22 protein-coding genes and 2 pseudogenes are annotated in these 26,777 nt (G+C 73.5%); 8 read left to right on the top strand and 16 right to left on the bottom strand.

Annotation, left to right across the window (positions count from 1 at the left end):
* Positions 1-92: 92 nt before the first annotated feature.
* Positions 93-389: pseudogene (locus tag ACVWNX_RS07965) on the top strand (hypothetical protein); the annotation flags it as partial.
* Positions 390-596: 207 nt separating this feature from the next.
* Positions 597-1,784 (top strand): serine hydrolase domain-containing protein, encoded by a 1,188-nt coding sequence (locus ACVWNX_RS07970; protein ID WP_454413187.1) that lies wholly within the window; start codon positions 597-599, stop codon positions 1,782-1,784.
* A 192-nt stretch (positions 1,785-1,976) separates the two neighbouring features.
* On the opposite strand, the gene ACVWNX_RS07975 is transcribed toward ACVWNX_RS07970, so the two are convergent.
* Complete coding sequence (locus tag ACVWNX_RS07975; protein ID WP_454413188.1) at positions 1,977-3,416, bottom strand: gamma-aminobutyraldehyde dehydrogenase; 1,440 nt, start codon at positions 3,414-3,416, stop codon at positions 1,977-1,979.
* Positions 3,417-3,612: 196 nt separating this feature from the next.
* Between ACVWNX_RS07975 and ACVWNX_RS07980 the strand changes: the two genes are divergently transcribed.
* The 4 genes from ACVWNX_RS07980 (at position 3,613) to ACVWNX_RS07995 (ending at position 7,683) form a co-directional block, all read left to right on the top strand.
* Complete coding sequence (locus tag ACVWNX_RS07980; protein WP_454413189.1) at positions 3,613-4,110, top strand: Lrp/AsnC family transcriptional regulator; 498 nt, start codon at positions 3,613-3,615, stop codon at positions 4,108-4,110.
* A complete protein-coding gene (locus ACVWNX_RS07985) occupies positions 4,095-5,489 on the top strand; it encodes an aspartate aminotransferase family protein (RefSeq protein ID WP_454413190.1) in 1,395 nt (464 codons plus the stop codon). Before ACVWNX_RS07980 ends, ACVWNX_RS07985 begins: the two co-directional genes overlap by 16 nt.
* A gap of 236 nt (positions 5,490-5,725) precedes the next feature.
* A complete protein-coding gene (locus tag ACVWNX_RS07990) occupies positions 5,726-6,508 on the top strand; it encodes an ABC transporter ATP-binding protein (RefSeq protein WP_454413191.1) in 783 nt (260 codons plus the stop codon).
* Entirely contained in the window at positions 6,490-7,683 is a 1,194-nt protein-coding gene (locus ACVWNX_RS07995; protein ID WP_454413192.1) for a hypothetical protein, read from the top strand. The genes ACVWNX_RS07990 and ACVWNX_RS07995 overlap by 19 nt, the downstream gene beginning before the upstream one ends.
* A gap of 78 nt (positions 7,684-7,761) precedes the next feature.
* On the opposite strand, the gene ACVWNX_RS08000 is transcribed toward ACVWNX_RS07995, so the two are convergent.
* On the bottom strand, positions 7,762-8,952 hold the full coding sequence (locus ACVWNX_RS08000) for a serine hydrolase domain-containing protein (protein ID WP_454413193.1): 1,191 nt from the start codon (positions 8,950-8,952) through the stop codon (positions 7,762-7,764).
* 309 nt (positions 8,953-9,261) lie between these two features.
* On the opposite strand from ACVWNX_RS08000, the gene ACVWNX_RS08005 reads away from it, so the two are divergent.
* Complete coding sequence (locus ACVWNX_RS08005) at positions 9,262-9,663, top strand: VOC family protein (protein WP_454413194.1); 402 nt, start codon at positions 9,262-9,264, stop codon at positions 9,661-9,663.
* Positions 9,664-9,747: 84 nt separating this feature from the next.
* Here the strand turns inward: ACVWNX_RS08005 and ACVWNX_RS08010 are convergent, their stop codons facing one another.
* From ACVWNX_RS08010 to rpsB, 9 genes and pseudogenes are all read right to left on the bottom strand, one after another.
* Positions 9,748-10,818, bottom strand: coding sequence for an ABC transporter ATP-binding protein (locus ACVWNX_RS08010; RefSeq protein ID WP_454413195.1), 1,071 nt, complete (start codon positions 10,816-10,818; stop codon positions 9,748-9,750).
* Positions 10,818-12,428 carry an ABC transporter permease gene (locus ACVWNX_RS08015; RefSeq protein WP_454414672.1) on the bottom strand — a complete coding sequence of 537 codons (1,611 nt, stop codon included), beginning with the start codon at positions 12,426-12,428 and terminating at the stop codon, positions 10,818-10,820. Before ACVWNX_RS08015 ends, ACVWNX_RS08010 begins: the two co-directional genes overlap by 1 nt.
* A 149-nt stretch (positions 12,429-12,577) precedes the next feature.
* Positions 12,578-13,669 carry a thiamine ABC transporter substrate-binding protein gene (locus ACVWNX_RS08020; protein WP_454413196.1) on the bottom strand — a complete coding sequence of 364 codons (1,092 nt, stop codon included), beginning with the start codon at positions 13,667-13,669 and terminating at the stop codon, positions 12,578-12,580.
* 294 nt (positions 13,670-13,963) lie between these two features.
* On the bottom strand, positions 13,964-15,070 hold the full coding sequence (rlmN, locus tag ACVWNX_RS08025; RefSeq protein ID WP_454413197.1) for a dual-specificity RNA methyltransferase RlmN: 1,107 nt from the start codon (positions 15,068-15,070) through the stop codon (positions 13,964-13,966).
* Positions 15,071-15,373: 303 nt separating this feature from the next.
* A pseudogene (locus tag ACVWNX_RS08030) lies at positions 15,374-16,429 on the bottom strand (phosphatidate cytidylyltransferase); the annotation flags it as partial.
* A gap of 311 nt (positions 16,430-16,740) precedes the next feature.
* Positions 16,741-17,298: a ribosome recycling factor gene (frr, locus tag ACVWNX_RS08035; RefSeq protein ID WP_454413198.1), complete on the bottom strand. Its 558-nt coding sequence runs from the start codon at positions 17,296-17,298 to the stop codon at positions 16,741-16,743.
* A 187-nt stretch (positions 17,299-17,485) separates the two neighbouring features.
* On the bottom strand, positions 17,486-18,271 hold the full coding sequence (pyrH, locus tag ACVWNX_RS08040) for a UMP kinase (RefSeq protein ID WP_454413199.1): 786 nt from the start codon (positions 18,269-18,271) through the stop codon (positions 17,486-17,488).
* A 175-nt stretch (positions 18,272-18,446) separates the two neighbouring features.
* Positions 18,447-19,283 carry a translation elongation factor Ts gene (tsf, locus tag ACVWNX_RS08045; RefSeq protein WP_454413200.1) on the bottom strand — a complete coding sequence of 279 codons (837 nt, stop codon included), beginning with the start codon at positions 19,281-19,283 and terminating at the stop codon, positions 18,447-18,449.
* Between the two features lie 157 nt (positions 19,284-19,440).
* On the bottom strand, positions 19,441-20,358 hold the full coding sequence (gene rpsB, locus ACVWNX_RS08050; protein ID WP_454413201.1) for a 30S ribosomal protein S2: 918 nt from the start codon (positions 20,356-20,358) through the stop codon (positions 19,441-19,443).
* Positions 20,359-21,221: 863 nt separating this feature from the next.
* Here rpsB and ACVWNX_RS08055 point away from each other — a divergent pair.
* Positions 21,222-21,701 carry a peptidoglycan DD-metalloendopeptidase family protein gene (locus ACVWNX_RS08055; protein ID WP_454413202.1) on the top strand — a complete coding sequence of 160 codons (480 nt, stop codon included), beginning with the start codon at positions 21,222-21,224 and terminating at the stop codon, positions 21,699-21,701.
* A gap of 20 nt (positions 21,702-21,721) precedes the next feature.
* Here ACVWNX_RS08055 and ACVWNX_RS08060 read toward each other — a convergent pair whose 3' ends face one another.
* The 5 genes from ACVWNX_RS08060 to ACVWNX_RS08080 all read right to left on the bottom strand — a co-directional run bounded on the left by ACVWNX_RS08060 (position 21,722) and on the right by ACVWNX_RS08080 (position 26,671).
* Positions 21,722-22,279 (bottom strand): TetR/AcrR family transcriptional regulator, encoded by a 558-nt coding sequence (locus ACVWNX_RS08060; RefSeq protein WP_454414673.1) that lies wholly within the window; start codon positions 22,277-22,279, stop codon positions 21,722-21,724.
* Between the two features lie 197 nt (positions 22,280-22,476).
* On the bottom strand, positions 22,477-23,313 hold the full coding sequence (whiG, locus tag ACVWNX_RS08065; RefSeq protein WP_454413203.1) for an RNA polymerase sigma factor WhiG: 837 nt from the start codon (positions 23,311-23,313) through the stop codon (positions 22,477-22,479).
* 225 nt (positions 23,314-23,538) lie between these two features.
* Positions 23,539-24,690 (bottom strand): DNA-processing protein DprA, encoded by a 1,152-nt coding sequence (dprA, locus tag ACVWNX_RS08070; protein WP_454413204.1) that lies wholly within the window; start codon positions 24,688-24,690, stop codon positions 23,539-23,541.
* The gene (locus tag ACVWNX_RS08075; protein WP_454413205.1) at positions 24,687-26,309 is read right to left on the bottom strand and encodes a YifB family Mg chelatase-like AAA ATPase; all 1,623 of its coding nucleotides are present in this window, start codon (positions 26,307-26,309) and stop codon (positions 24,687-24,689) included. The genes dprA and ACVWNX_RS08075 overlap by 4 nt, the downstream gene beginning before the upstream one ends.
* On the bottom strand, positions 26,309-26,671 hold the full coding sequence (locus ACVWNX_RS08080; protein ID WP_454413206.1) for a YraN family protein: 363 nt from the start codon (positions 26,669-26,671) through the stop codon (positions 26,309-26,311). Before ACVWNX_RS08080 ends, ACVWNX_RS08075 begins: the two co-directional genes overlap by 1 nt.
* Between the last annotated feature and the right edge of the window lie 106 nt (positions 26,672-26,777).

Genomic DNA, 26,777 nt, shown 5'->3' on the forward strand with positions numbered 1-26,777 from the left:
GCCCCGTGCCAAGCTGGAACCACGTCGGATCCAGGGGGTCCGGGGGGTCCGGGGGGACGGAATCCGTCCGGAACGGGAGCGGAGGCACACCGATGAGCGCCACGTACTACGGAGCCCACAGCGAGGACGGCGACCGGATCGACGATCCGTCCGAGGACGCGCTGTTCATGATGCTCGGCGACCTCCACGACCCCGGGAACACCTTCCTCGTGGTGCGGCCGGACGGGGACGACCCCGGGTGGTCCGTCTCCGTGACCCTGCTCGGCCCGGACCGCTACGAGGTCGTCCGCCAGGACACCGTCCGGGACGAACACACGGCCGCCGTCTCGACCAGCGCCCACGACCTCGCCCATGACCTCACCCGCTGGGCGGCCGACCGGGACCGTCCCGCCGCGCGGGGCGACCGTCCCCGGAGCCCCGGGGAACAACCGCGCGGACGGCCGCCGGAATGGGGGACAACCCCGAGACGTCCCCCGTCCACGGAGCCGTCCACCCCGGGGTGAACCAGGGTCGCGGGCCCTCCCCGACGACGATGGGCGGTGCCGGGCGGGCCCCGAGGATGAGGGGGTCACCCAGCGTCCCCGTCCGGAGGAACCATGAAACGCAACCGTCGCACCGCCCTCGCCGTCGTCGCCTCGGCGCTGTGCGCGGGGCTGGCCGCCGGCCCGGCCCTCGCCGCGCCCGCCGGCACCGGGAACGGCGGCCCGGCGGTCACCACCGTGGACGACGCCCCGGGCAAGGCGGCCCTGGACCGGGCGGCCCTGCGCCGGGCGGTCTCCGGGCTGCCGTCCGCGGACGCGACCTCCGCCCAGGTCAGGGTGGGCGGCGACGCGGTCTGGCGGGGCTCGGCCGGGGTCCGCGATCTGACCACCGGCCGGGCCGCCGTCCCCGACGGCCGGTTCCGCGCCGGGTCCACGACGAAGATCGTGACCAGTGCGCTGGTGCTCCAGCTGGCCGCCGAGGGCCGCGTCGACCTGGACGCGCCGGTCCAGCGCTATCTGCCGGGGCTGCTGGGGCCGGAGTTCAAGCCCGTGGCGGTCCGGCACCTGCTGAACTACACCAGCGGCATCCAGTCACCGGGCGGACCCCCGAAGTCCTGGTCCCGGGAGTACGCGGAGCGGCTGGAGACGGTCGACTACCGCGCGGTGGTGGCCGCGGGCGTCGCCAAGGGACCCGCGCACGACCCGGGCGCGGCCCAGCGGTACTCCAACATCCACTACACCGTCCTCGGCCTGCTGATCGAGGAGGTGACGGGACGTCCGTACGCGAAGGAGGCCGAGCGGCGGATCCTCCGTCCGCTGGGGATGCGGGACACGTCCTTCCCCGGTGCCGACCCCCGGCTGCGGGGCCCGCACAACCGGGGGTACCAGGCGGTGCCGAAGCCGGACGGGACCACGGAGTACGTCGACGTGACGCGGTGGAACCAGTACGACCGCTTCGCGGCGGGCGACATGGTCTCCACCACCGCCGATCTGGAGCGGCTGCTGAACGGGCTGCTGGACGGCGAGGTGGTTCCCGCGCCGCAGCTGGCGGAGATGTTCACGGTCCCGGAGGTGACGGACCCGGCGGGCGCCACGATGAGCGCGGGCTTCCAGCGGTACGAGGCCCCCGGCGGCCGGGTGGTGTGGCTGAAGACCGGCGGACGGCACGGGTACCACACGATGGTCGCGGTGGACGGGGACCGCTCCCGCACCCTGGTGCACTCGGTCACCAGCACCGACGCGAAGGGGCCGGACATGAACCCGGTGGCCTACGCCATCGCCCGGGCGGCCTTCGGCCTCTGACGGCCACCGCCCCGCCCGACCCGTGACGACGGACACCGACCCACCGCGACGGGGACGCCGCCGCACCGTCCGTGCCGAAGGCGCCGCCCCGCGCGTGCGGACGGACACCGCCCGTCACACCCGTGCGGGGCGGGCGCGCCGGACCCGTCGTGGGGGTCCGGCCCGCCCGCCCCGCACCGGGGAAGCGCGTGCTCAGCCGTCGAGGGACGTCATCACGTGCTTGATCCGCGTGTAGTCGTCGAAGCCGTACGCGGAGAGGTCCTTGCCGTAGCCGGACTTCTTGAAGCCGCCGTGCGGCATCTCGGCGACCAGCGGGATGTGGGTGTTGATCCACACACAGCCGAAGTCGAGGGCCTTGGACATCCGCATCGCGCGGGCGTGGTCCTTGGTCCAGACGGAGGAGGCGAGGGCGTACTCGACGCCGTTGGCGTAGGAGAGGGCCTGGGCCTCGTCGGTGAAGGACTGGACGGTGATGACGGGGCCGAAGACCTCGTTCTGGACGATCTCGTCGTCCTGCTTCAACCCGGAGACCACGGTGGGGGCGTAGAAGTAGCCCCGGTCGCCGACGCGCTGGCCGCCCGCCTCGACCTTGGCGTGCGCGGGCAGCCGCTCGATGAACCCGGCGACCTGCTGGAGCTGGTTCGGGTTGTTCAGCGGGCCGTAGAGGACGTCCTCGTCGTCGGGCTGACCGGTCTTGATCGCCGAGGCGGCCTTGGCGAGTTCGGCCACGAACTCGTCGTGGATGGACTCGTGGACGAGGACGCGGGTGGCGGCCGTACAGTCCTGACCGGCGTTGAAGTAGCCCGCGGTGGAGATGTCCTCGACGGCCTTGGCGATGTCGGTGTCCTCGAAGACGACGACGGGGGCCTTGCCGCCCAGCTCCAGGTGGACCCGCTTGAGGTCCTTGGAGGCGGACTCGGCGACCGACATGCCCGCGCGGACCGAGCCGGTGATGGAGGCCATCGCGGGGGTGGGGTGCTCCACCATCGCGCGGCCGGTGTCGCGGTCGCCGCAGACGACGTTGAAGACGCCCTTGGGCACCACGGCGCCGATGATCTCGGCGAGCAGCACGGTCGAGGCGGGGGTGGTGTCGGAGGGCTTGAGGACCACGGTGTTGCCCGCGGCGAGGGCCGGGGCGAACTTCCACACGGCCATCATCATCGGGTAGTTCCAGGGCGCGACCTGGGCGCAGACGCCGATGGGCTCGCGGCGGACGATGGAGGTCATGCCCTCCATGTACTCGCCCGCGGAGCGGCCTTCGAGCATCCGGGCCGCCCCGGCGAAGAACCGGATCTGGTCGACCATGGGCGGGATCTCTTCGGTGCGGGTCAGACCGATCGGCTTGCCGGTGTTCTCGACCTCGGCGGCGATCAGTTCCTCGGCGCGCTCCTCGATCGCGTCGGCGATCCTGAGGAGGGCCTTCTGGCGCTCGCTCGGGGTGAGGTCGCGCCAGGCGGGGAACGCCTCGGCGGCCGCGGCCATCGCGGCGTCGACGTCCGACGGTCCGGACAGCGGGGCGGTCGCGTACGCCTCGCCGGTGGCGGGGTTGACCACCTCGGTGGTCCGTCCGTCGGCGGCGTCCCGGAACTCCCCGTCGATGTAGTTGCGCAGACGACGCAGCTGGGTGCTCACTGCCAGGCCCTCCAGTCAGATGGTCAGTGTCCGGTGGGTGAGACACCCACCGGGTGCCGATGCTAGTCAGCGACCGACGCTTTCAACATACCCGCCCCCTAGCCACTACGAAATCCGCACACGCGAGCACCACAGACAACGGATTTCATCGATCTACCCTTGCAAAACGGACGAGTCCTCATGCACAGTGGGAGACGTGGCCAGTCGTAGCGCAGACCCCAGGGGCTCCCGGAGCGGGAGCGGTTCTCCCCCTCTGGACGCCGTCTCCCTCGCCATCGTCGAACAGCTCCAGCAGGACGGCCGCCGGCCGTACGCCGCGATCGGGAAGGCCGTCGGCCTCTCCGAGGCGGCCGTGCGGCAGCGGGTGCAGAAGCTGCTCGACCAGGGCGTGATGCAGATCGTCGCCGTCACGGACCCGCTCACCGTGGGCTTCCGCAGACAGGCGATGGTGGGCATCACCGTCGAGGGCGATCTGGACCCGGTGGCCGACGCGCTGACCGCCATGTCGGAGGTCGAGTACGTGGTGATGACCGCGGGCTCGTTCGACCTCCTGGTGGAAGTCGTCTGCGAGGACGACGACCACCTGCTGGAAGTGATCAACAAACGCATCCGGGCCCTGCCCGGAGTGCGCTCCACCGAGAGCTTCGTCTATCTGAAGCTCAAGAAGCAGACCTATATGTGGGGAACCCGATAGCCGTGAGCAAGGACCTCAGCCGAACCGCGTACGACCACCTCTGGATGCACTTCACGCGCATGTCGTCGTACGAGAACGCGCCCGTTCCCACCATCGTGCGGGGCGAGGGCACCTACATCTACGACGACAAGGGCAAGCGCTACCTGGACGGTCTCGCGGGTCTGTTCGTCGTCCAGGCCGGGCACGGCCGCACGGAGCTGGCGGAGACCGCCTTCAAGCAGGCCCGGGAGCTGGCCTTCTTCCCCGTGTGGTCCTACGCCCACCCCAAGGCCGTCGAGCTGGCGGAGCGCATCGCGCACCACGCCCCCGGCGACCTGAACAAGGTCTTCTTCACCACCGGCGGCGGCGAGGCCGTCGAGACCGCGTGGAAACTCGCCAAGCAGTACTTCAAGCTCCAGGGCAAGCCCACCAAGCACAAGGTCATCTCCCGCGCGGTCGCCTACCACGGCACCCCGCAGGGCGCCCTGTCCATCACCGGGCTGTCCGCGCTGAAGGCCCCCTTCGAGCCGCTGGTGCCGGGCGCCCACAAGGTCCCGAACACCAACCTCTACCGGGCGCCCGCCTTCCTCGACCACGGCTCCGGCGTCGACCCGGAGGCGTTCGGCCGCTGGGCCGCCGACCAGATCGAGCAGCAGATCCTCTTCGAGGGCCCCGAGACCGTCGCCGCGGTCTTCCTGGAGCCCGTGCAGAACGCGGGCGGCTGCTTCCCGCCCCCGCCCGGCTACTTCCAGCGGGTCCGCGAGATCTGCGACCAGTACGACGTGCTGCTGGTGTCCGACGAGGTCATCTGCGCCTTCGGGCGGCTGGGCACGATGTTCGGCTGTGAGAAGTTCGGCTACGTCCCGGACATGATCACCTGTGCCAAGGGCATGACCTCGGGCTACTCCCCGATCGGCGCGTGCGTCGTCTCCGACCGGATCGCCGAGCCGTTCTACAAGGGCGACAACACCTTCCTGCACGGCTACACCTTCGGCGGCCACCCGGTCTCCGCCGCCGTCGCCCTCGCCAACCTCGACCTGTTCGAGCGCGAGAAGCTCAACCAGAACGTGCTCGACAACGAGAGCGCGTTCCTCTCCACCCTCCAGAAGCTGCACGACCTGCCGATCGTCGGCGACGTCCGGGGCAACGGCTACTTCTACGGCATCGAGCTGGTGAAGGACAAGGCCACCAAGGAGTCGTTCAACGACGAGGAGTCCGAGCGCATCCTGTACGGCCACGTCTCGAAGAAGCTCTTCGAGAACGGTCTGTACTGCCGCGCCGACGACCGTGGCGACCCGGTCATCCAGCTCTCGCCGCCGCTGACCGCCGACCAGTCGACCTTCGACGAGATGGAGCAGATCATCCGCGGCGTGCTCCAGGAGGCGTGGACCCTCCTGTAACGGGACCACGGCTCCTCCGTCGCGGACCACGGCTCCCGCGACGGGGCCACCACCCCGCCGTCCGGCCGTCCGGCACCCCGGCCCGGGCGCACCCTTCCGAGTGAGAAGGGGGCGCCCGGGCCGTGTGCCGGGCGGGGAGCGGGGGCCCGGCTGCCTACGGTGCCCAGTGACCGATCGGCCCCGGGTTCGTTCCCTCGTACGGGGGAACGACGCCGAACTGAACCGAGGTGCACGCCATGACGGCCCTGTCGCCCCCGTCACCCTCCTCGCCCCCCTCGGGCCCGTCGGCCCCACCGGACAACGACGTGCTCCGGACCCGGTCCCTGAGCTACGCCCACCACGGCTCGCCCGCGCTCAGCGGGGTGTCGCTCGGGGTCCGCGAGGGCGAGGTGCTCGCCGTCACCGGCCCCCGGGGCAGTGGCAAGACCACCCTGCTGCGGTTGCTGTCCGGGCAACTGCTCCCCCGGCCCGGCGGCGAGGTGTGGTTCAACAGCACCCCCGTGCACACCATGACCCCGGCCGCCCGCGAACGGCTGCGCCGCGACCGGTTCGGCTGGATCGACCCCCGGCCCGGTCTGGTGCCCGAGCTGACCGTCTGGGAGAACGCCGCCCTGCCCCTGATGCTCGCCCGGGCGCCCCGGCGGCGGGCGAAGGCCGCCGCCCTGGAGTGGCTGGCCCGCCTCGACATCGCGGACCTGGCCCGCAAACGTCCGCACGCCCTGCTCCGGGCCCAGCGCCAGCGGGTGGCGTTCGCCCGCGCCCTGGTCGGGGAGCCGTCCGTGGTCTTCGCCGACGAACCCACCGCCCCCCTGCACCGCGCCGACCGGGCGCACGTCCTGCGGACCCTGACCACGGCCGCCCGCTCGCACGGCATCACCGTCGTCCTCGCCACCGACGACCCCGCCACCACCGCCCTCGCCGACCGGGTGGTGGCCCTCGTCGACGGACGGCTCTCCCCCGCCGCCCGCCCGGCGGCGGGCGAACCGGAAGGCCGGGCCGCGTGCTCGCTCTCCGTCTAGCCCGCGGCGCCGACCCCTCGGTCCAGGCCCGGCGGCTGCTGGTGGCCACCGCCTCGGCGGGCACCGGACTGCTGCTGCTGTGCACCTTCGGCTACGCGCTGGGACACCCGGCCGCCGCCCTCGGCTCCTCGCTGCGGCTCGCCTGGTGCGCGGCCCCGCTCGCCGCCACCGCGTACCTGGCGGTGGCCGTCGCCCGCACCGACCCGGCCACCCGGCCCCGGCGAGGCATGTCGGCGGTGGGCCTCGGCCCGGCCCGGCGCGCGGCCCTCGCGGCCGTGTCGACGGCGGCGGCGACCGCCGCCGGATCCCTGGTGGCCCTGGTGGTCTTCCTGTACCTGCGGGGCGACCTCGCCCCGCTGCCGTTCGCGGGCGGCGCCGCCGAGCTGCTGGCCGCCGGCTGGGAGCTGCCGCTGGCGGCCGTCCTCACCCTGCTCGCGCTGGTGCCCCTCACCGCCTCCGTCACCACGGCGCTGCTGCTGCGCCCGGCGGACCCGGCCGCCGCGCACGCCGAGGACCCCGACGGGCCCGACGGGCCCGGCGACCCGGAGGACACCGACGGCACTCCCCCGGCCACCCCCACCGATCTGCCCTGGGGGGTCACCCTGCTCGCGGTGGGCCTGACCATCGAGGCGTACACGGGCGGCTCGGCGCCCTCCCCCGGGCTGCGGCTGCCCGGCGGGCTGGCGGGCGGCTCGCTGAGCGTCCTGATCGGCTGGACGCTGACCGCCGTGGGGCTGGCGCTCGCGGGCCCCGGACTGACCCGGCTGTGCGGCCGGGCCCTCCAGGCGGTGCGGCCGGGCCCGGTACGGCTGCTGGCCGGACGGGTGCTGCAACGGGAGGCCCGGCGGATCGGCCGGCCCCTCGGCGTGGTGTGCGCGGTGGCGTCGGGCGCCTACGCGGCGGCCGTCCTGTACACCGGCGGCGAGCCGGACACCGGGCCGCTGAGCGCCCTGGGCGCGGGGCTGGTCGTGGGGTGCGCGGTCGCCGCGCTGGCGCTGGCCGCGGTCGAGGCCCGGCAGTCCCGGGCCCGGATCACCGGCGCGTTGCTGCGCCAGGGGGCGCCCGTCACCGCCCTGCGCGCGGCGGCCGCGCTGCGCGCGCTCGCCCTGTTCCTCCTCTTCGCCCCGCTCACCTGGGCGATCGCGGAACTGGCCGCCGCGCCACTGGCCCGCTGAGCCGACCGGACCGGAGCCCCGCTCCACCGGACCGCACGGCGCGGACCGGACGGCGCGCGCCGGGCCCGTGGCCGGGGCTCAGAACGCGGCCGCGTACGTCCAGAAGTCGCGCATCAGCGGCGGGGCCTCGGGGCCGGTCATCTCCACCTGGGTCAGCAGGATGGCGACGGTCCCGGTGGCGGGCACGATGTGCGCGGTCGTCCCGGTGCCGCCCGACCAGCCGTAGCGGCCGGGCACGTTCCACGGGGCGCCGTCCGACGGCAGGTCGACGGCGGCCCCGTACCCCCAGCCCCGGCCCTCCAGGAAGAGCGCGCCGTCCTCCCGCTGGGCGGCGGTGAGGTGGTCGGTCCGCATCAGCCGCACCGACTCCGCGGAGAGCACCCGGCGGCCGTCGGCGGCGGTCCCCTCCGCGAGCAGCGCCCGGCAGAACGTCCACCAGTCGTCGAGGGTGGAGACCAGCCCCCCGGCCCCCGAGGGGAAGGACGGCGGACGGCCCCACGTCCCGTCCGGGGCGTCCACCGGCACCAGCGAACCGTCCTCGGCGGGACGGTACTGGTGGGTGAACCGGTGGTGACGGTCCGGCGGGACGTGGAACGCGGTGTCCGTCATCCCCAGCGGGGCGAACAGCCGGTCCGCCAGGTAGTCGGGGAGCGGACGGCCCGAGGCCCGGGCGACCAGCACGCCCTGGAGGTCGGAGGAGGTGTTGTACAGCCAGCGCTCCCCGGGTTGGGCGAGCATCGGCAGCCGGGCCAGCGTCGCCGTCCAGGCGTCGGGGGTGAGCGTCAGCCCGGGGTCCGGCGGCCCCTGGCGCAGCTCGGTGATCAGCGGGGTGACGGCGGGCAGCGTGAAGTCGGAGGCGAAGCCGTACCCCGCGCGGGAGGACAGCAGATCGGCGACGGTGAGCGGCCGGACGGCGGGCACCACCTCGTCCACCGGACCGTACGGGTCGCGCACCACCACGGGGGACGCCAGCTCCGGCAGCCAGGTCGCGACGGGGGCGTCCGGGGTCAGGACGCCGTCCTCGACCAGGGCCAGCACGGCGGCGGCCGTGACCTGCTTGGTGAGCGAGGCGATCCGGAAGAGGCTGTTCCTGGCCAGCGGGACGGTGCCCCCGGCGTCGGCCGTCCCCACCACGGCGATCTCGGTACGTCCCCCGCGCGCCACCAGGGCCACCGCCCCGGGGAGGGAGCCCTCGGCGACCCGGGGGCGCAGCAGATCGGCCAGCCCGGAGCCGGTGGCGGGGTCGGGGCGGGCGGAGTCGGTCGTCATCGGGCGGCCTCTCGGTCGGGGTCCACGGTCCGTGCCGGTGCGCCGGTGCCTCGCGGCACCGCCCGGCGCACGGTACCGGACGGCCTCGGACGTCCGTGCGACCGGCGCACCGCGCCCGACCGCTCCGGACGCGCGGAAAGAAGTCCGTGGAACGCCGATGAGTTCTCCCCCGGACGGCCGTCTACCCCTCGAACGGCCCACGACCCGCCGCCCGGCGGCCCGCCGCCCGCTCCCCGAGCGGCGGCGCGCCCCCGGCGGCACCGTGGGAGGGGCGAAGGCGAAACGCGCGACGAGAGAGCAGGGCACCCCATGCAGCGGCAGATGTTCTTCGTGAACCTTCCCGTCTCCGACCTGGAGGCGTCGAAGCGGTTCTACACCGGGCTCGGCTACGCGCTGAACCCCACCTTCTCCGACGAGCACACGGCCTGCGTCGTGGTCCACGACGCCCTGGTGGTGATGCTCCTCGATCACGAGCGGTACGCCACGTTCGCGAAGAAGGAGATCGCGGACGCCCACCGGACCAGCCAGGTGCTGCTGGGGCTGAGCGCGGAGAGCCGCGCCGCCGTGGACACCCTGGTGGACACCGCGCTGACCGGGGGCGGCTCCCCGGCGGGCGACACCCAGGACCACGGGTTCATGTACGGCCGGTCCTTCGACGACCCGGACGGCCACACCTGGGAGGTCATCTGGATGGACGAGTCCGCGCTCTGAGCCGGTCCGGCCCGTCCCGGCCCTTCGGCCCGATGGGCGCCGATGGACGCGGGTGGGCTCGGGGTGAATGCGGGTGGGCGCCGGTCAGTCGAGGACGACCGTCTCCGCCGGATCGAAGACGACCCCGACCCGGCTGCCGGTCTCCGGCGCGTCCCGCAGTCCGCACGCCGCCTCCAGCGGCGGGCCGTCGCCCCCGGGACGCAGCCGCAGCGCGACGTGGGTGCCCCGGAAGGTCCGGGCCGCCACCTCGAACACCGGTCCGGTCCCGGGGTCGACCGGCCGGACCCCGGCCGGACGGACCAGGACCAGCCGCTCCCCCGCCGCCGTCCCCTCCGGCACGGGCACCCGGCCCCAGGGAGTGACCGCCACGGCGCCGGACACCTCGCCCCGGACCAGGTTGCCGAAGCCGAGGAACCGGGCGACGAACTCGTCGGCCGGACGCTGCCACACCTCCAGCGGGGTCCCGGTCTGGGCGACCGCGCCGTCCCGCATCACCACCACCCGGTCGGCGAGCGCGAACGCCTCGCCCTGGTCGTGGGTGACCGCGAGCACGGTGGTGCCCAGCGCGCGGAACAACTCCCGCAACTCCTCCACCAGCCGTTCCCGCAGGGTGCGGTCGAGCTGGCCGAGCGGCTCGTCGAGGAGGAGCACCCCGGGGCTCGGGGCGAGGGCCCGGGCCAGGGCGACCCGCTGCTGTTCGCCGCCGGAGAGCGAGACGACGGCCCGGCGCGCCGCCCCGGGCAGCCCCACCAGCGACAGCAGCTCCGCCACCCGGGCCTCCTGCTCGGCCCGTCCGGCGCCGCGCGTGCGCAGCCCGAAGGCGACGTTGCCGCCCACGTCCCGGTGGCCGAAGAGCTGGTGGTCCTGGAACATCAGCCCCACGCCCCGCTGGTGCGCGGGGACGCCCGTGCGGTCCCGGCCGCCGAGCAGGACCCGGCCCGCGTCGAGGTCCTGGAGCCCGGCGACCGCCCGGAGCAGGGTGGACTTGCCGCTGCCGCTGGGGCCGAGGACGCAGACGATCTCCCGTTCCGCGACCTCCAGGGCGACGCCGTCCAGGGCGGTCCTGGCCCCGAAGCGGACGGTCGCCGCGTCGAGCCGCAGCGCGGGCACCGCCCCGGTGGCGGCCGTGGTGGTCTTCGTGGCGTGCGCGGTCATCAGAACTCCCCCGCGTGGTCGGTCCTGAGGCGTTCGAGGAGCAGCAGCGACACGGCGCACACCACCATCAGCAGCGTCGAGAGGGCCATGGCCTGGCCGTAGTTGAGTTCCCCGGCGCGGCCCAGCAGCCGGGCGACGGCGACGGGGAGGGTCGGTTCGTCGGGGCGGGCGATGAAGACCGTGGCCCCGAACTCGCCCAGCGACACCGCGAAGGCGAACCCGGCGGCGATCAGCAGCGCCCGCCGGACCAGCGGGAGGTCCACCTCGCGCCAGGCGCGCGCCGGGGAGGCGCCGAGCACGGCCGCGGCCTCCCGCAGCCGTCCGTCGACGGACCGCAGCACGGGCAGCATCGTGCGCACCACGAACGGCACCCCGACCAGGGCCTGGGCCAGGGGGACCAGCCACCAGGAGGCCCGCAGATCGAGCGGAGGCTCGTCGAGGGTGATGAGGAAGCCGAAGCCGACGGTCACCGCCGACACCCCGAGAGGCAGCATCAGCAGCGCGTCGAACCCGCGCGCGAACCGGCCCGCGCGCCGGGTCAGCGCGGCGGCCGCGAGCCCTCCGACGACCAGGGCGATGGCGGTCGCGGCGAGCGCGTAGAGCAGGGAGTTGCCGATGGCGTCGATCGGCGGCACCAGGAACGCGCCGCCCTCCGCCGAGGTCAGCGCCCGGTAGTAGGTGAGGGTGAAGGCGCCGTCGGTGTCCTGGAAGGAGCGGGCGACCAGCACCCCGAGCGGCAGCACGATCAGCCCGGCGACGGTCGCGAGCACCCCGGCGAGCAGGGCCCACTGGCCCGCGCCGCGCGGCCGGCGGGCGGTGAGCGAGGCGTCCACCAGCCGCAGTCCGCTCTCCCGGCGCCGCACGGTCCAGGCGTGGACGGCGAGGACCAGTCCGACGGCCGCGAACTGCACCAGGGTGAGGACGGCGGCGCTGGACAGGTCGAAGATCTGGGAGGTCTGGCGGTAGATCTCCACTTCCAGGGTGGAGAACCCGGGGCCGCCGAGGATCTGCACCACGCCGAAGGAGGTGAAGGTGAAGAGGAAGACCATCAGCGCGGCGCCCGCGACGGCGGGCCGCAGCGCGGGCAGGGTGACGGTCCGCCAAGCGGTGAGCCGGGAGGCGCCCAGCACCCGGGCGGCCTCCTCCTGCCGGGGGTCGAGCTGCGCCCACAGTCCGCCGACGGTCCGCACGACGACGGCGTAGTTGAAGAAGACGTGGGCGAGCAGGATCGCCCACACGGTGGTGTCGAGCCGGGTGCCGGTGGTCCGCTCCAGCAGTCCGCCGCGTCCGAGGAGGGCGAGGAACGCCGATCCGGCGACCACGGTGGGCAGCACGAACGGCACGGTGACCACGGCCCGCAGCAGTTGCTTGCCGGGGAAGGCGAACCGGGCGAAGACGTAGGCGCCGGGCAGCGCGATCACCAGGGTGAGCGCGGTGGAGGCGAGCGCCTGCCAGGTGGTGAACCACAGCACCTCGCGGATCTCCGGCCGCGCCAGCACCTCGCCGATCCCGCCGAGGCGCCAGGCGCCGTCGGGGCGCAGCCCCCGGGTGACGATCGCGGCCACCGGATAGGCGAAGAACAGCGCGAAGAACGCCATCGGCAGCGCCATCAGCGCGCCCCGGAGCACGGCGGCCCGCCGCGCCGCCCGCCCCCGCGGCCCGGAGGCGGCGGGAGCGGTGGCGGAGGGGACGGCCGTGGCGGCGGGGGCACCGTCCCGGGGGACGCCGGGACGGTCCTCCACCGGGTCGGCGCCGCCGCCTACTTCACGACGAGCGAGGTCCACTGCTTGACCCACTGGTCACGGTTGTCGGCGATCCGCTCGGGGTCCATCGTCAGCGGGGCGGGCACCTTCACCGCGTAGGCGGCGAAGTCCTCGGGCACCTTGACGTCCTGGTGGACCGGGTCGACGAACATGTTCAGCGGCATGTCCGCCTGGAAGGTCCGCTCGCTCAGGAAGTCCAGCAGGGCCTTGCCGCCCTCCGGGTTCTTCGCCCCCGCGAGCAGCCCGGCGTACTCGGCCTGCTGGAAGCAGGTGCCGGTGGACACCCCGGTCGGGGCCTCGGCGGGCTTGGGGTCGGAGTAGATCGCCTCGACGGGCGGCGAGGAGGCGTAGGAGACGACGAGCGGACGGTCGCCGCCCGCCTTCTTGCCACCGGCGGAGCCGGAGAACTCCTCGTTGTACGCCTGGTCCCAGCCGTCGACGACCTTGACGCCGTTGTCCCGCAGCTTCTTCCAGTAGTCGGCCCAGCCGTCGCCGCCCCGGTCGGCGACGGTGCCCATGAGGAAGCCCAGCCCGGGCGAGGAGGTGGCCGGGTTCTCCACCACGAGGAGGTTCTCGTACGCGGGCTTGACCAGGTCCTCGAAGGTCTCCGGCGGGGTGAGCCCCTTGTCCGCGAAGTACTTCTTGTCGTAGTTGACGCAGATCTCCCCGGTGTCGACGAGGGTGACCCGGTCCTGCTTGTCGAGCAGGGGCCGCTTGGCGAGCAGCACGCTGTCGGCGCCGTGGGCCTCGTACGGCTCGAACAGCTCGTTGTCGAGGCCACGGGAGAGCAGGGTGTTGTCGATGCCGAAGAAGACGTCGCCCTGGGGGTTGCCCTTGGTGAGGATCGCCTTGTTGACGGCCACGCCCGCGTCCCCGTCCTCCAGGACCTTCAGGGTGTAGCCGGACTCCTTCTCGAACTCGGCCAGCACCTCCTTGGAGGCGGCGAACGAGCTGTGGCTGACGAGGGTGACCGTCTTGGGCCCGCCGTCGGCGTGCGCGTCCTCCTCGCTCCCGGCGCAGCCGGAGAGGGCGGCGATGCCCAGCCCGGCCGCGAGGGCGGCGGCGGTGACCTTCTTGGTGGTGCTCACGTGATGGTTCCTCCTGGAACGGACCAGGAAGAGACGCGGCCCCGCCCGCGACCCCGGGAGCGGGGCGCGGGCAGGGCGCAACAGCTTGAGTGGTGACCGAACTTCCTACCCGGAATGACCCGGGCGAGGTTCAGAGGGTCTGCGGCCCTCCGGCCGAAGCCGGTTGCCGCACTCTCAGCGCTGTGGCGCTCCCCTGTCGGAAAATGCAGTTGTCTGGGTGACGCGGTCGTCCCGGTGAGGAGACGCCCGCCGCGTACGGGCCGCTATGCGGGCGTACGGGACAAGACTACCGCTCTAACGTTCGGACGCCGCCAGCTGTCCACAGGCACCGTCGATCTCCTGGCCCCGGGTGTCCCGGACCGTCACCGGCACCCCGTGGGCGGCGATGGCCTCCACGAACGCCTTCTCGTCCTCGGGACGGGACGCCGTCCACTTGGAGCCCGGCGTGGGGTTCAGCGGGATCAGGTTGACGTGCACCCGCTTGCCCTTGAGCAGCCGTCCGAGCCGGTCACCGCGCCACGCCTGGTCGTTGATGTCCCGGATCAGCGCGTACTCGATGGAGATGCGGCGACCGGACTTCTCCGCGTACTCCCAGCCCGCGTCGAGGACCTCGCGGACCTTCCAGCGGGTGTTGACCGGGACGAGGGTGTCGCGCAGCTCGTCGTCGGGGGCGTGCAGGGAGATCGCGAGACGGCACTTGAAGCCCTCGTCCGCGAAGCGGTGGATGGCGGGGACCAGCCCGACCGTCGACACGGTGATCCCGCGCTGGGAGAGGCCGAGGCCGTCCGGCTCCGGGTCGGTGAGCCGCCGGATCGCGCCGACGACCCGGTTGTAGTTGGCCAGCGGCTCGCCCATGCCCATGAAGACGATGTTGGACAGCCGCGCCGGGCCGCCGGGGATCTCCCCGTCCCGCAGCGCGCGGACCCCGTCCACGATCTGGTGGACGATCTCAGCCGTGGACAGGTTGCGGTCCAGTCCGGCCTGGCCGGTGGCGCAGAACGGGCAGTTCATCCCGCACCCGGCCTGGGAGCTGATGCACATGGTGACCCGGTCCGGGTAGCGCATCAGGACCGACTCCACGAGGGTGCCGTCGAACAGCCGCCACAGGGTCTTGCGGGTGGTGTCGTCGTCACAGCTGATGTGCCGCACCACGGACATCAGATCGGGCAGCAGCGCCTCCCGCAGCCGGTCGCGGGCCCCGGCCGGGATGTCCGTCCACTGGGCGGGGTCATGGGCGTACCGCGCGAAGTAGTGCTGCGAGAGCTGCTTGGCGCGGAACGGCTTCTCGCCGATGGCGGCGACGGCCTCCTTGCGCTCGGCGGGCGACAGGTCGGCGAGGTGCCGCGGGGGCTTCTTGGCTCCGCGCGGGGCGACGAAAGTGAGTTCTCCGGGCTTGGGCATGGTGACTCCAGTGTCGCAGACGGAGCCCGGCGATCCGGAATCGAACGGGAGGACCCCGTTCACCCGCCCGACCGGGCGGTCCCGGACGCTCCCGGACGGCCCCGGACGGCCCCACGGCGGCCCGGAACCGCGGGTGCCGGAAACCGGGCGCGAGGCCCGACGCGCGGGGACGCGGGTACCGGAGACGAGGGGAGGCCCGCCCTCCCGGGGAATCACGGGCGCCGGGAACGGCGGAAGGCCCGCCGTCCGGGACGGCGGGCCTTCCGTTGGCGTGCGCGCGGGTCACCGCCCCACGCGGTCCGCTCAGCCGGATCCGACGAAGACCACCAGCAGCAGCCAGACCACCGGAGCGGTCGGCAGCAGCGAGTCCAGGCGGTCCATGATGCCGCCGTGGCCGGGCAGCAGCGTGCCCATGTCCTTGATGCCGAGGTCCCGCTTGATCATCGACTCGCCGAGGTCGCCGAGCGTGGCGCTCACCGCGACGGCGAGGCCCAGCAGCAGCCCCTGCCACCAGGTGCCGCCGTCGATGAGGAACTCCACGCACAGCGCGCCCGCGGCCATCGCGAAGGCGATCGCCCCGAACAGGCCCTCCCGGGTCTTGCCAGGACTGATCCGCGGCGCGAGCTTGTGGGTGCCGAAGCGCCAGCCGACCGCGTAGGCGCCGGTGTCGCTGACGACGGTCAGCACCAGGAACGTCAGCACCCGCCAGGCACCGTCGTCGGCGGTGAGCAGCAGCGCCACGAACGTCGCCAGGAACGGCACGTAGAAGACCGCGAAGACCCCGGCCGTGACGTCCTTGAGGTAGCCGTCCGGAGGCCGGGTCATCCGCCAGACGAGGACGGCCAGCGCGGTCAGCGCGGTCGCCACCCACGCCCCCTCGGTGCCGCCCGCGTACCCGGCGACGACCATGGCGGCGCCGCCCACCGCGAGCGGGACGAGCGGGGCGTCGATGCCCTTGCGTTCCTTGAGGCGGCTGGTCAGCTCCCGCAGTCCGACGACGACCGCCGCGACGAGGACCCCGACGAACACCTCTTTGACCACGAACAGCGAGGCCACGATCACCGCGCCGAGCCCGACGCCGACCCCTATGGCCGCGCCCAGGTCACGTCCCGCGCTCTTCTTCCGCGGTGCGGGGGGCGGCTGCGGTGCGCTGGGCATGGGCTCCTGTGGCATCTGCGGCGCCGTCTGGTGCGGGATCCGGCGGGCGCCGGGGTCGCCGGGACCGCCGCCCGGCGAAGCGGCTGCCCGGTCGTCCGGTCCCCCGCCACCGACGGGCACGCCGGGCACGACCGGCATGGGCTGGGTCTGTCCTGACCGCACGAGATCATGCGCATCGTACGCAGGCGCGGCCGGTGCCGCCGCTCGACCGCCGCCGGAGGTGGCGGCGCCGGGCGCCGGAAGGGTCGCGGGAGCGTACGTCCCGGCCTGCCGGGAGGCCGCCGCCGGGGCGGGCGACGGGCCCGCGCCGGACGGGAACCCCGCCGGAGCGGGACCGAGCCCCTGAGCCGGAGCGGCCGGACCCCCGTGGGCGGGTCGGTACCCGTACCCGTGGGCGGGCCCGTGGTCCTGAGTCGGCCCCGGGCCGGGCCCGGTGACGGGCCCCTGATCGGTCGGGAGCCCGGACCCGGCCTGTCCGGCCCGCCGGGGCGCTCCCCAGGAAGAGTCGTTCATCAGACTTCGAGCAGCTCGGCTTCCTTGTGCTTCAGCAGCTCGTCCACCTGGGCGACGTACTTCGCCGTGGTGTCGTCCAGCTCCTTCTCGGCGCGGCGGCCCTCGTCCTCGCCGACCTCGCCGTCCTTGACGAGCTTGTCGATCGCTTCCTTGGCCTTGCGGCGGACCGCGCGGATCGAGATCTTGGAGTCCTCCGCCTTGCCCTTGGCGACCTTGATGTAGTCGCGGCGGCGCTCCTCGGTCAGCTCGGGGAAGGTCACCCGGATGATGTTGCCGTCGTTGCTCGGGTTGACGCCGAGGTCCGAGTCGCGGATGGCCTGCTCGATGTTGCGCAGCGCGCTCTTGTCGAACGGCGTCACGACGGCCATGCGCGGTTCCGGCACGGAGAACGAGGCGAGCTGGTTGATCGGCGTCAGCGCGCCGTAGTAGTCCGCCACGATCTTGTTGAACATCGCCGGGTGCGCACGCCCGGTGCGGATCGCGGCGAAGTCCTCCTTGGCGACCACGACGGCCTTCTCCATCTTCTCCTCGGCTTCGAGGAGGGTCTCTTCGATCACCACTTGCTCCTGCGTGTCTTGAGTAGGCCCGGCTCGGTGACGGGCCGGCCGCGTCGCGTCTGTCCCCTGCACGGTGTCCGACCGTCAGGGCTTTGTCCATCCCCTGTCCGTGCCACTCGGACCCCCGGGAGGAACCCCCCGCGGCGGTACCCGTGCGGGCACGGACCGGTTGTGCCGGTGGGGCGGGTCAGGCCCGGGCGCCCTGGTCGCCGACCAGAGTGCCGATCTTCTCACCCTTGACCGCGCGCGCGATATTGCCCTCCGCGAGGAGTTCGAACACGAGGATGGGCAGCCGGTTGTCGCGGCACAGGGTGATCGCGGTGGCGTCGGCGACCTTCAGGTCCCGGGTGATGACCTCGCCGTAGCCGAGGGAGTCGAACTTCACCGCGTCCGGGTTGGCCTTGGGGTCGGAGTCGTAGACGCCGTCGACGCCGTTCTTGCCCATGAGCAGGGCTTCGGCGTCGATCTCCAGGGCCCGCTGGGCGGCCGTGGTGTCGGTGGAGAAGTAGGGCATGCCCATGCCGGCGCCGAAGATGACGACCCGGCCCTTCTCCAGGTGGCGCACCGCCCGCAGCGGGATGTACGGCTCGGCGACCTGCGCCATGGTGATCGCGGTCTGCACCCGGGAGTCGATGCCCTCCTTCTCCAGGAAGTCCTGGAGGGCGAGGCAGTTCATCACGGTGCCGAGCATGCCCATGTAGTCGGAGCGGGCCCGGTCCATGCCGCGCTGCTGGAGTTCGGCGCCCCGGAAGAAGTTGCCGCCGCCGATGACGACGGCGATCTGGAAGCCGTCGCGGACGACGGCCGCGATCTCCCGGGCGATCTTGTGCACCACGTCGGGGTCGACGCCGAGCCCCCCGCCACCGGCGAACGCCTCACCGGACAGCTTCAGCATGAACCGTCCGGCGACCTGGCCGCCGTCGTTCTTCGCGCTCTTCGCGCCCTTCTCGCCGGATTCGGCCTGGGTGGTCATGGGGTTCTCCTCGTGGTGCACATGCGAAGAAGGCCATTGCCGGTGGGGTGTGTGACAACCCGTGCTCGGCAATGGCCTCCTCGTCAGATCTGCGGTCCTCCGTCGCGTACGCGGTCCGTACGCGGGCGACCTCCGTAGACCCTAGCGGGGTCCACGGCGGATCGCGGTCAGGGACTCAGATGCCGACCTTGATGCGCGCGAAGCGCTTCAGGGTGACACCGGCCTCGTTCAGGACCTGCTGGACGGACTTCTTGGCGTCGAGCGCGTACGGCTGGCCCAGGAGCGTGGCGTCCTTGAAGAAGCCGTTGACGCGACCCTCGACGATCTTCGGGATGGCAGCCTCGGGCTTGCCCTCCTCGCGGGTGGTCTCCTCGGCGACGCGGCGCTCGGCCTCGACGACCTCGGCGGGGACGTCCTCACGGGAGAGGTACTTCGGGGCGAACGCGGCGATGTGCTGCGCGACGCCCTTGGCGACCTCGGCGTTGGGCTTGTCCAGCTCGACCAGGACACCGATCTGCGGGGGCAGGTCGGGCATGGTGCGGTGCATGTAGACCGAGACGTAACCGTCGGCGAACTGCGCGAAGCGGTCGAGGACGATCTTCTCGCCGAGGTTGGCGTTGGCCTCGTCCACGTACGCCTGGACGGTCTTGCCGGGCTCGATCTCGGAGCCGAGCAGGGCCTCCAGGTCGGCCGGGGAGGTCGCGGCGACGTGCGCGGCCAGGGCGTTGGCGACGGCCTGGAACTTCTCGCCCTTGGCGACGAAGTCCGTCTCGCACTTCAGCTCGAGGATGACGCCGGAGGCGTTGTCGTCGGCGACGACGGACACCACGGCGCCGTTCTCGGCGGAGCGGCCCTCGCGCTTGGCGACGCCCTTCTGGCCCTTGACGCGGAGCAGCTCAACGGCGCGCTCGACGTCGCCGTCGGCCTCGTCGAGGGCCTTCTTGCAGTCCATCATGCCGGCGCCGGTGAGCTCGCGGAGCTTCTTGACGTCGGCGGCGGTGTAGTTCGCCATGAGTCTGAGTCTTTCTCGAAGTCTGGACGATCGAGGTCTCCGGGTCCCCGGCCGGACGGCCGGACGGGCCACGGAGAGCCGGACCCGGATGGGCGGGACGGCGGAACGGGATGGAACCCGTTCCGCCGTCCCCCCTTCAGGTCCTCAGCCGGGTGGGTCAGCCCTGCTCGGCGGCGGGGGCCTCGTCGGCGGCGGGCGCGTCGGCGGCGGCCTCGGCGGCCGGAGCCTCGGTCTCGGCGACCTCAGCCGCGGGGGCCTCGGCGGCCGGAGCCTCGGCGGGGGCCTCGTCGGCCTTCTTCTCGCCTTCCAGCAGGTCGCGCTCCCACTCGGCGAGCGGCTCGCCGGCGGCCTTGTCGCCCGGCTTCGAGTCACCGGTGGCGACACCGGAGCGGGCGATGAGGCCCTCGGCGACGGCGTCGGCGATCACGCGGGTGAGCAGCGTGACGGAGCGGATCGCGTCGTCGTTGCCCGGGATCTTGTAGTCGACCTCGTCGGGGTCGCAGTTGGTGTCCAGGATCGCGACGACCGGGATGTTCAGCTTGCGGGCCTCGCCGACGGCGATGTGCTCCTTCTTGGTGTCCACGATCCAGACGGCGCTGGGCACCTTCTGCATCTCGCGGATACCGCCGAGGGTCTTCTCCAGCTTGGCCTTCTCGCGCGAGAGCACGAGGAGTTCCTTCTTGGTCAGACCGGACGCGGCGACGTCCTCGAAGTCGATCTGCTCAAGCTCCTTGAGGCGCTGCAGACGCTTGTAGACGGTCGAGAAGTTGGTGAGCATGCCGCCCAGCCAGCGCTGGTTGACGTAGGGCATGCCGACGCGGGTCGCCTGCTCGGCGATCGCCTCCTGCGCCTGCTTCTTCGTGCCGACGAACATGACCGTGCCGCCGTGGGCGACGGTCTCCTTGACGAACTCGAAGGCGCGGTCGATGTACGACAGCGACTGGAGCAGGTCGATGATGTAGATGCCGTTGCGCTCCGTGAAGATGAAGCGCTTCATCTTCGGGTTCCAACGACGGGTCTGGTGACCGAAGTGGACGCCGCTCTCCAGCAGCTCCCGCATCGTGACGACGGCCATGGCCGTGTTCTCCTTGGTACTCGGTTGTGCGTCCGCCGGACGGCGGGCGCGCCTGACGCCCGGTGCGCTGTGCCACGAAGGACCGAGAAGCGCGGACACCGCCACACACTGGGGGCGAATGTCGGGGCGTGCGAAGTCGACCCGATGACCCGGGTCGCCACATGAAGTGTACGGGACCCTGAACCTTCCGGGTGACGCCCCTGTCCACAAGCGCCCGGTTGTCCACAGATCCGCCGCCGGGCCGTCGCGGACGCCCCCGCCACTGCACCGTGGGAAGCGACGGCCCGCCCCGGGCGGCCCCTTCCCCGGCCGTCCGGGGCGGGCCCGCGCGCCGGGACGGGGAGGAGCGGAACGCGGGAGTACGGGGGTCCGGAATGCGACGAGCACCGTGGGCACGGCGGGTACGGCGAGGGCCGCGCGAGCGGCGAGGACACGGGGGCGGACCGAGGTCGGCCCACCGCGCGCTGACGGCCCGGGCGGCGGCGGGATCGCGGGCGACGAGGGCGGCGATCGCGACGGTGACGGCGCTGTCACTGGTCGTGCCGCTGGCGTGGGTGACGGTGGGGGCACTCAGCGGGACCGGACGGGACGGACCGGCCGGGTGGGTCCCCGCCGCCGGGACGGCGAGCACCGCCGGAGCGGAGAGGCCCCAGGGGGCCGGTGAGGCTGGCGGGGCGGGCGGGACAGCCGAAGCGAGCAGGACGGAGGGCTCCGCAAGGGTGAAACGGGTGAGCGAGGTGGACGGGACGGACCGGGTTGACGGGACCGCCCGGACCGACGGGGCCGCCGAAGCCGACAGGGCCGACAGGGCCGACAGGGCCGACAGGGCCGACAGGGCCGACAGGAATGATGGAGTCGACGGGGTGCCCGCCGTGGCCGTGCGCTGGCCGTTGGACCCCCGCCCGGCGGTCCTGCGGGGCTGGGAGCCGCCGCCCACCCCGTACGCGGCGGGTCACCGTGGAGCGGATCTGGCGGCCGGCCCGGACGGGGTGGTGCGGGCGGTGGCCCCGGGGCGGGTGTCCCACGCGGGCCGGGTCGCCGGGCGCGGGGTGGTCACCGTGGAGCTGAGCGGTACGGGGACGCCCCCGCTGCGGCTGACCCATGAGCCGGTGACCACCCGGGTGCACCGGGGTGACCGGGTGTCCCCGGGCGAGGTCCTGGGCCGGGTGGAGCGGACAGGCTCGCACTGCGCCGTCCCGTGTCTGCACTGGGGGCTGCTGAGGGGCCGGACGTACCACGATCCCCTGTCACTGCTGCCGCCCCGACTGCTGCGGGGCGACCCGCCCCGGCTGCTGCCGCTGACCCCGCCCGCGAGGTCGGCGCGGGCGACGACGGCCCGGTAGCGGGCCGCCGTCCCCGGAGATCAGCCGTTGACCCCGCGCAGCGCCATGGCGACGGCGGCGTCCGCGATGGCGGCGGGCGCCTCCGCCGCGCCCAGCTCCACCCGGCGGGCGGCCGCGTCGACGATGCCCTGGAGCAGCATCGCCGCGAGACGAGGTTCGTGGTGCCCCATGTCGCGCAGGGCCTCCGCGAGCATCGTCACGAGTCCGCCGTGGGCCGCGCGGATCTTCTCCCGCGCGCCGTCGTCCAGCTCGCTCGCGGAGATCGCGACGACGGCCCGGTGCCTGCGGTCGCCCACCAGGTCGAGCTGGCGGCGCACATAGGCTTCGATCTTGCCTTCGGGGCCGTCGGCGAGGGCCATCGCGCCCTCGACCTCGGCGGCCCAGACGGGGAAGTCCACCGCGCAGAGCTCCTCGACCACGGCGGCACGGGAGCGGAAGTACTCGTACACCGAGGACCGGGCGAGTCCGGTGCGCTCGGCCAGGGCGGGGAAGGTCAGCGCCTCCGTCCCCCCTTCGGACAGCAGGGACCGCGCGGCGTCCAGCAGGGCGGCGCGCTGCATCGAACGGTGCTCGGCCACTGAGGCCGCTCGAATCCTTGGCACCCCTCCACTTTACGGACGCCGTGGCCGACGCGGGAGCCGGTCGCCCTCACGGCACGTCGTGGACCACCCCGGTGACCGTCGGAGCGGGTCCGGCCGGGCGTCACGGACGCCCCAGCGGACCCGGAAGCCCCGCCAGAAGGGTGCTGGCGGGCTGGTTTCGGCCAGGTTCGCGGTCAGCGACCGAATCCGGCCAGTTTGGCGCGGAGCTGGAGGACGGACTTGGTGTGGATCTGGCTCACCCGGCTCTCGGTGACCCCGAGGACGAGACCGATCTCGGCCAGGGTCAGACCCTCGTAGTAGTAGAGGGTGACGACCGTCTTCTCTCGGTCGGGGAGGGTGTTGATGGCGCGGGCGAGGAAGCGGCGCAGCTCCCGGCCCTCGGCGACCTCGACCGGGTCGTCCGCGGCGGTGTCCTCCAGCCGGTCCATCAGACTGAGGCGGTCGCCGCCCTCGTCCCCGACGTGGAGGAGTTCCTCCAGGGCGACCACGTTGGCCAGCGACAACTGGCTGAAGACGGCGTGCAGTTCCTCCAGCGCGATCCCCATCTCGGCGGCGACCTCGCTCTCCGTCGGGGTCCGCCTCAGCTGGGCCTCCAGACTGGCGTAGGCGCGCTCGACGCTGCGGGCCTTCTGCCGGACGGAGCGGGGGATCCAGTCCAGGGCGCGTAGTTCGTCGATCATGGCGCCCCGGATGCGGGTGATCGCGTACGTCTCGAACTTGATCGACCGCTCGATGTCGAACTTCTCGATCGCGTCGATCAGCCCGAAGACCCCGGACGACACGAAGTCGGCCTGTTCCACATTGGGCGGCAGCCCGACGCTCACCCTGCCCGCGACGTACTTGACCAGGGGCGAGTAGTGCAGGATCAGCTGCTCGCGCAGGCGGTCGTCGCCCGTCTCCTTGTACGACCTCCACAGCTCGTCGAGCGTCGAGGGGGCGGGAGGCCGCACGCTCCCGCGAGCGGCGGGGGGAGCGGCCGCCCGGTCGGACCCAGAGGTGTGCTGGGGCATTCGTCGCCTTGTGCCGTTCTGCCGTGAACTGGGTGGGATTCCTCGTGAGCGTAGCGTGACTGGAGTGTCGCGGTGTGCGAAGGCTCTGGGATCATCTGTGCGCAGATACGTTCCGTTGGTGGCCCGCGCGGGTCGCGGGCGTCGCTCTCGGTGACCCCTCCTCACCCCCAAGGTCCTTGATTCACAGGGGCACGGCACACGTGCGGGTGACAAACAGGGCGTCAATCACGCTCCGTGCCCGGGCCCGGAGGGCGTCCCGCGCGTTCGGCGTGTCAACTGCCAGCCGTCGCCGTGTCGTTCGACGAACCCCAGGGAGTGAAGCTCGTACAGTCGGCCGATCGCCTCGTCCTCGGTGGTCGCCGCCTCCCGGGCGACGGCCCCCGGCGGCGCCGTGCCGACGGCCGGGAGCGCGGCCAGCACCCGTGCCGTGACGGTGTCCAGCAGGTCCCTCGGGATCAGCGGGGACTGGCGCGAAGGAGCGAGCTGACCCATCTCACCGACGAGTTCGACGACCTCCGCCGCGTCGGTGACCAGCACGGCCTGATCCCTCAGGAGCGCGTGGACGCCCGTCGACAGCGAACTGCTCACCGGGCCGGGAACGCCCATCACGAACCGCCCGAGCCGTCCGGACCACCGGGCGGTGGCCAACGCGCCGCTGCGCACCGCGGCCTCCACCACGACCGTGCCCCGGGTGAGGGCGGCGATCACCCGGTTGCGCAGGATGAAGCGGCTGGGCGTGGGGTGATCGCCCGGCGGCAACTCCCCGACCAGGAGGCCCTGTTCCGCGACCCGGTCGAGCAGCGCCCGATGGCCCGGCGGATAGGGGCGGTCGACCCCGCAGGCGAGGACCGCGACGGTGGCGCCGTCCGAGCCGAGGGCTCCCCGGTGGGCCGCGCCGTCAATCCCGTAGGCGCCGCCGGAGACCACCACCCAGCCCCGCGCGGCGAGTTCGGCGGCGAGCCCGGCGGCGGTGCGCGCCCCGTACTCGGTGCAGGCGCGGGCGCCGACGACCGCCACCGAGCGCAGGGCCCACAGCCGCAGGCTGGGCCGCCCGCGCACCCAGAGTCCGATCGGGCAGGCGTCCCCGAGGTCGTCGAGCTGGGCGGGCCACTCGGCGTCCCCGGGGCAGAGGAAGCGGACGCCGCTCTCCCGCGCCCGGGCGAGGTCGGCGTCCGGGCTCATCCGTCCGGCCCGGTTCCGCAGACCCGCCCACCGCACCGCCGACACCCCCGGCAGCGGACCTCCGCCGCCGCCCAGCCGCCGGGCGGTCTCCACCGCCCCGTACTCCCGCAACCAGCGTCCGCCCGTTCCGTCGCCCGGTTCGATCACCCGGGTCAGGGCGGCCCGCGCCCGCCGCTCCGCCTCCCCGGCGGTCACGGCCGGGGCCCGACGGCGAGTGCGGTACCGGGCACGGCGCCGGTGCGCAGTCGCAGGGCGAGGGTGACGTCGCTGACGTCCGGACGGTCGTGCCCGGCGAGGTCGGCCACCGTCCAGGCGACCCGGAGCACCCGGTCCAGTCCGCGCGCGGTGAGCAGCCCGCGTTCCAGACGGTGTTCGGCGCCGTCCAGCGCGCCGGGCGCCGGATGCCAGCGGGTGCGCAGCTCATGGCCGGGGACCTCGCCGTTCGTCCGCCAGGGGGTGTCCGCGTACCGGGCGGCGGCCCGGGCGCGGGCGGCCAGCACCCGCTCGGCCACCGCCTCGGTGCTCTCGCCGCGCTCCCCCAGGGCCGCCAGCTCGGCCCGGGTCACCGCCTCGACCCGCACCCGGAGGTCGATCCGGTCCAGCAGCGGTCCGGAGAGCCTCGACTGGTAGCGCCGGACGGCGGACGGCGGGCAGTCGCATCCGGCGCCCCGCTGGCCGAAGCGTCCACAGGGGCAGGGGTTGGCGGCGAGCACCATCGTGAACCTGGCGGGCAGCCGCACCACCCCCGCGCTCCGGGCGATCACCACGTGCCCGGACTCCAGGGGCTGGCGGAGCGCGTCGAGGGCGTGCCCGCTGAATTCAGCGCTTTCATCCAGAAAAAGCACTCCCCGGTGAGCCAGGGAGACCGCTCCGGGGCGGGCCGTGCCCCGGCCGCCGCCGACCAAGGCCTGCATGGTCGAGGAGTGATGCGGGGCGCAGTAGGGCGGGACCTCGACCAGCGGGCGGTCCGGTGGGAGCGTCCCGGCGACGGAGTGGATCGCGGTCACTTCGAGGGACTCCTGACGGGTCAGCGGCGGCAGGATGCCCGGGAGCCGTTCCGCCAGCATGGTCTTGCCCGCGCCGGGCGGTCCCTGGAGGTACACGTGGTGTCCTCCGGCGGCGGCGATCTCCATCGCGGTGCGCGCCGCGTACTGGCCGACGACGTCCGCGAGGTCGGGCACGTGCTCCCGGCGGTCCGGCGGGACGCCGAGTCCGGTGCCGAAGCCCTGACCGGGCAGGAGCAGTCCGGCCAGGGCCCCCTCGGGACGGCCGGGCTCGTCGGGTTCCTCCTCGGGGACCGGCGCGTCGGTGAGGACCGCGATCAGCTGGCGCAGGCTGCGGACGCCGAGGACCGCGACCCCGGGCACGAGCGACGCCTCCGCGGCGGACCGCTCCGGGACCACGACCTGCCGGTATCCGGCGTCGGCCGCCGCCAGGACCGCCGGGAGGACGCCCCGGACGGGCAGCACCCGGCCGTCGAGGCCCAGCTCGCCGACCATCACGAGATCGGCCAGGACCCGGGGGTCGATCCGCTCGGCCGCGCCGAGCACCGCGCTGGCGACGGACAAATCGAACCCACTGCCGCCCTTGGGCACCGAGGCCGGGCTGAGTCCGACCGTCAGCTTCTTCTGGGGCCAGGGGGCGCCGGAGTTGACGACCGCCGCCCTGACCCGGTCCCGGCTCTCGACCAGGCTCTTGTCCGGCAGGCCCACCAGGGCGAACGACGCCACCCCGGGCTCCAGGTCCGCCTGGACCTCGACCACCACTCCCTCGACGCCCACGAGCGCCACCGCCCCCGTCCGCGCGAAGCCCATCACGCCGCTCCCCGCACGTGCTCCACCCGGGGCGCCCCGCGCCGGGGCACCAGCACCCCGACCACGTCGATCCGGACCCCGCCCGGCGGGGCTCCCCCGTGTTCCTGGAGCCAGCGCTGGGCGAGGTCGCGCAACCGCTCCGCCTTGCCGGGGGTCACTCCGGCCAGCGGGTGCTGGAAGGTCCGCTCCCGCCGGGTCTTGACCTCGCAGATCACCAGGACGTCCCCGTCGCGGGCCACGATGTCGACCTCGCCCGTCCGGCCGCAGCGCCAGTTGCGGGCCAGGACGTCCCAGCCCTCCTCGGTCAGCCGCCGCGCGGCCAGGTCCTCTCCGTACCTGCCGAGCGCGCCTCGTGCGTTCATGTCGGCACCACCTCCGGCACCCACGCTCCGGCACCGCACCGATCCTTGTGGATCTTGGTGGACAACCGGACGGCTGTGGATAACAGCGGCACCCGTTCGAGTGATT

Source organism: Streptomyces sp. JNUCC 64, assembly GCF_054484115.1.

Coding starts and splice junctions, on each gene's coding strand:
- ACVWNX_RS07970 (WP_454413187.1), top strand. CDS start 597: ATGAAACGCAACCGTCGCACCGCCCTCGCCGTCGTCGCCTCGGCGCTG.
- ACVWNX_RS07990 (WP_454413191.1), top strand. CDS start 5,726: ATGACGGCCCTGTCGCCCCCGTCACCCTCCTCGCCCCCCTCGGGCCCG.
- ACVWNX_RS08000 (WP_454413193.1), bottom strand. CDS start 8,952: ATGACGACCGACTCCGCCCGCCCCGACCCCGCCACCGGCTCCGGGCTG.
- ACVWNX_RS08005 (WP_454413194.1), top strand. CDS start 9,262: ATGCAGCGGCAGATGTTCTTCGTGAACCTTCCCGTCTCCGACCTGGAG.
- ACVWNX_RS08010 (WP_454413195.1), bottom strand. CDS start 10,818: ATGACCGCGCACGCCACGAAGACCACCACGGCCGCCACCGGGGCGGTG.
- ACVWNX_RS08015 (WP_454414672.1), bottom strand. CDS start 12,428: ATGGCGCTGCCGATGGCGTTCTTCGCGCTGTTCTTCGCCTATCCGGTG.
- rlmN (WP_454413197.1), bottom strand. CDS start 15,070: ATGCCCAAGCCCGGAGAACTCACTTTCGTCGCCCCGCGCGGAGCCAAG.
- pyrH (WP_454413199.1), bottom strand. CDS start 18,271: ATGACCACCCAGGCCGAATCCGGCGAGAAGGGCGCGAAGAGCGCGAAG.
- tsf (WP_454413200.1), bottom strand. CDS start 19,283: ATGGCGAACTACACCGCCGCCGACGTCAAGAAGCTCCGCGAGCTCACC.
- rpsB (WP_454413201.1), bottom strand. CDS start 20,358: ATGGCCGTCGTCACGATGCGGGAGCTGCTGGAGAGCGGCGTCCACTTC.
- whiG (WP_454413203.1), bottom strand. CDS start 23,313: ATGCCCCAGCACACCTCTGGGTCCGACCGGGCGGCCGCTCCCCCCGCC.
- ACVWNX_RS08075 (WP_454413205.1), bottom strand. CDS start 26,309: ATGGGCTTCGCGCGGACGGGGGCGGTGGCGCTCGTGGGCGTCGAGGGA.
- ACVWNX_RS08080 (WP_454413206.1), bottom strand. CDS start 26,671: ATGAACGCACGAGGCGCGCTCGGCAGGTACGGAGAGGACCTGGCCGCG.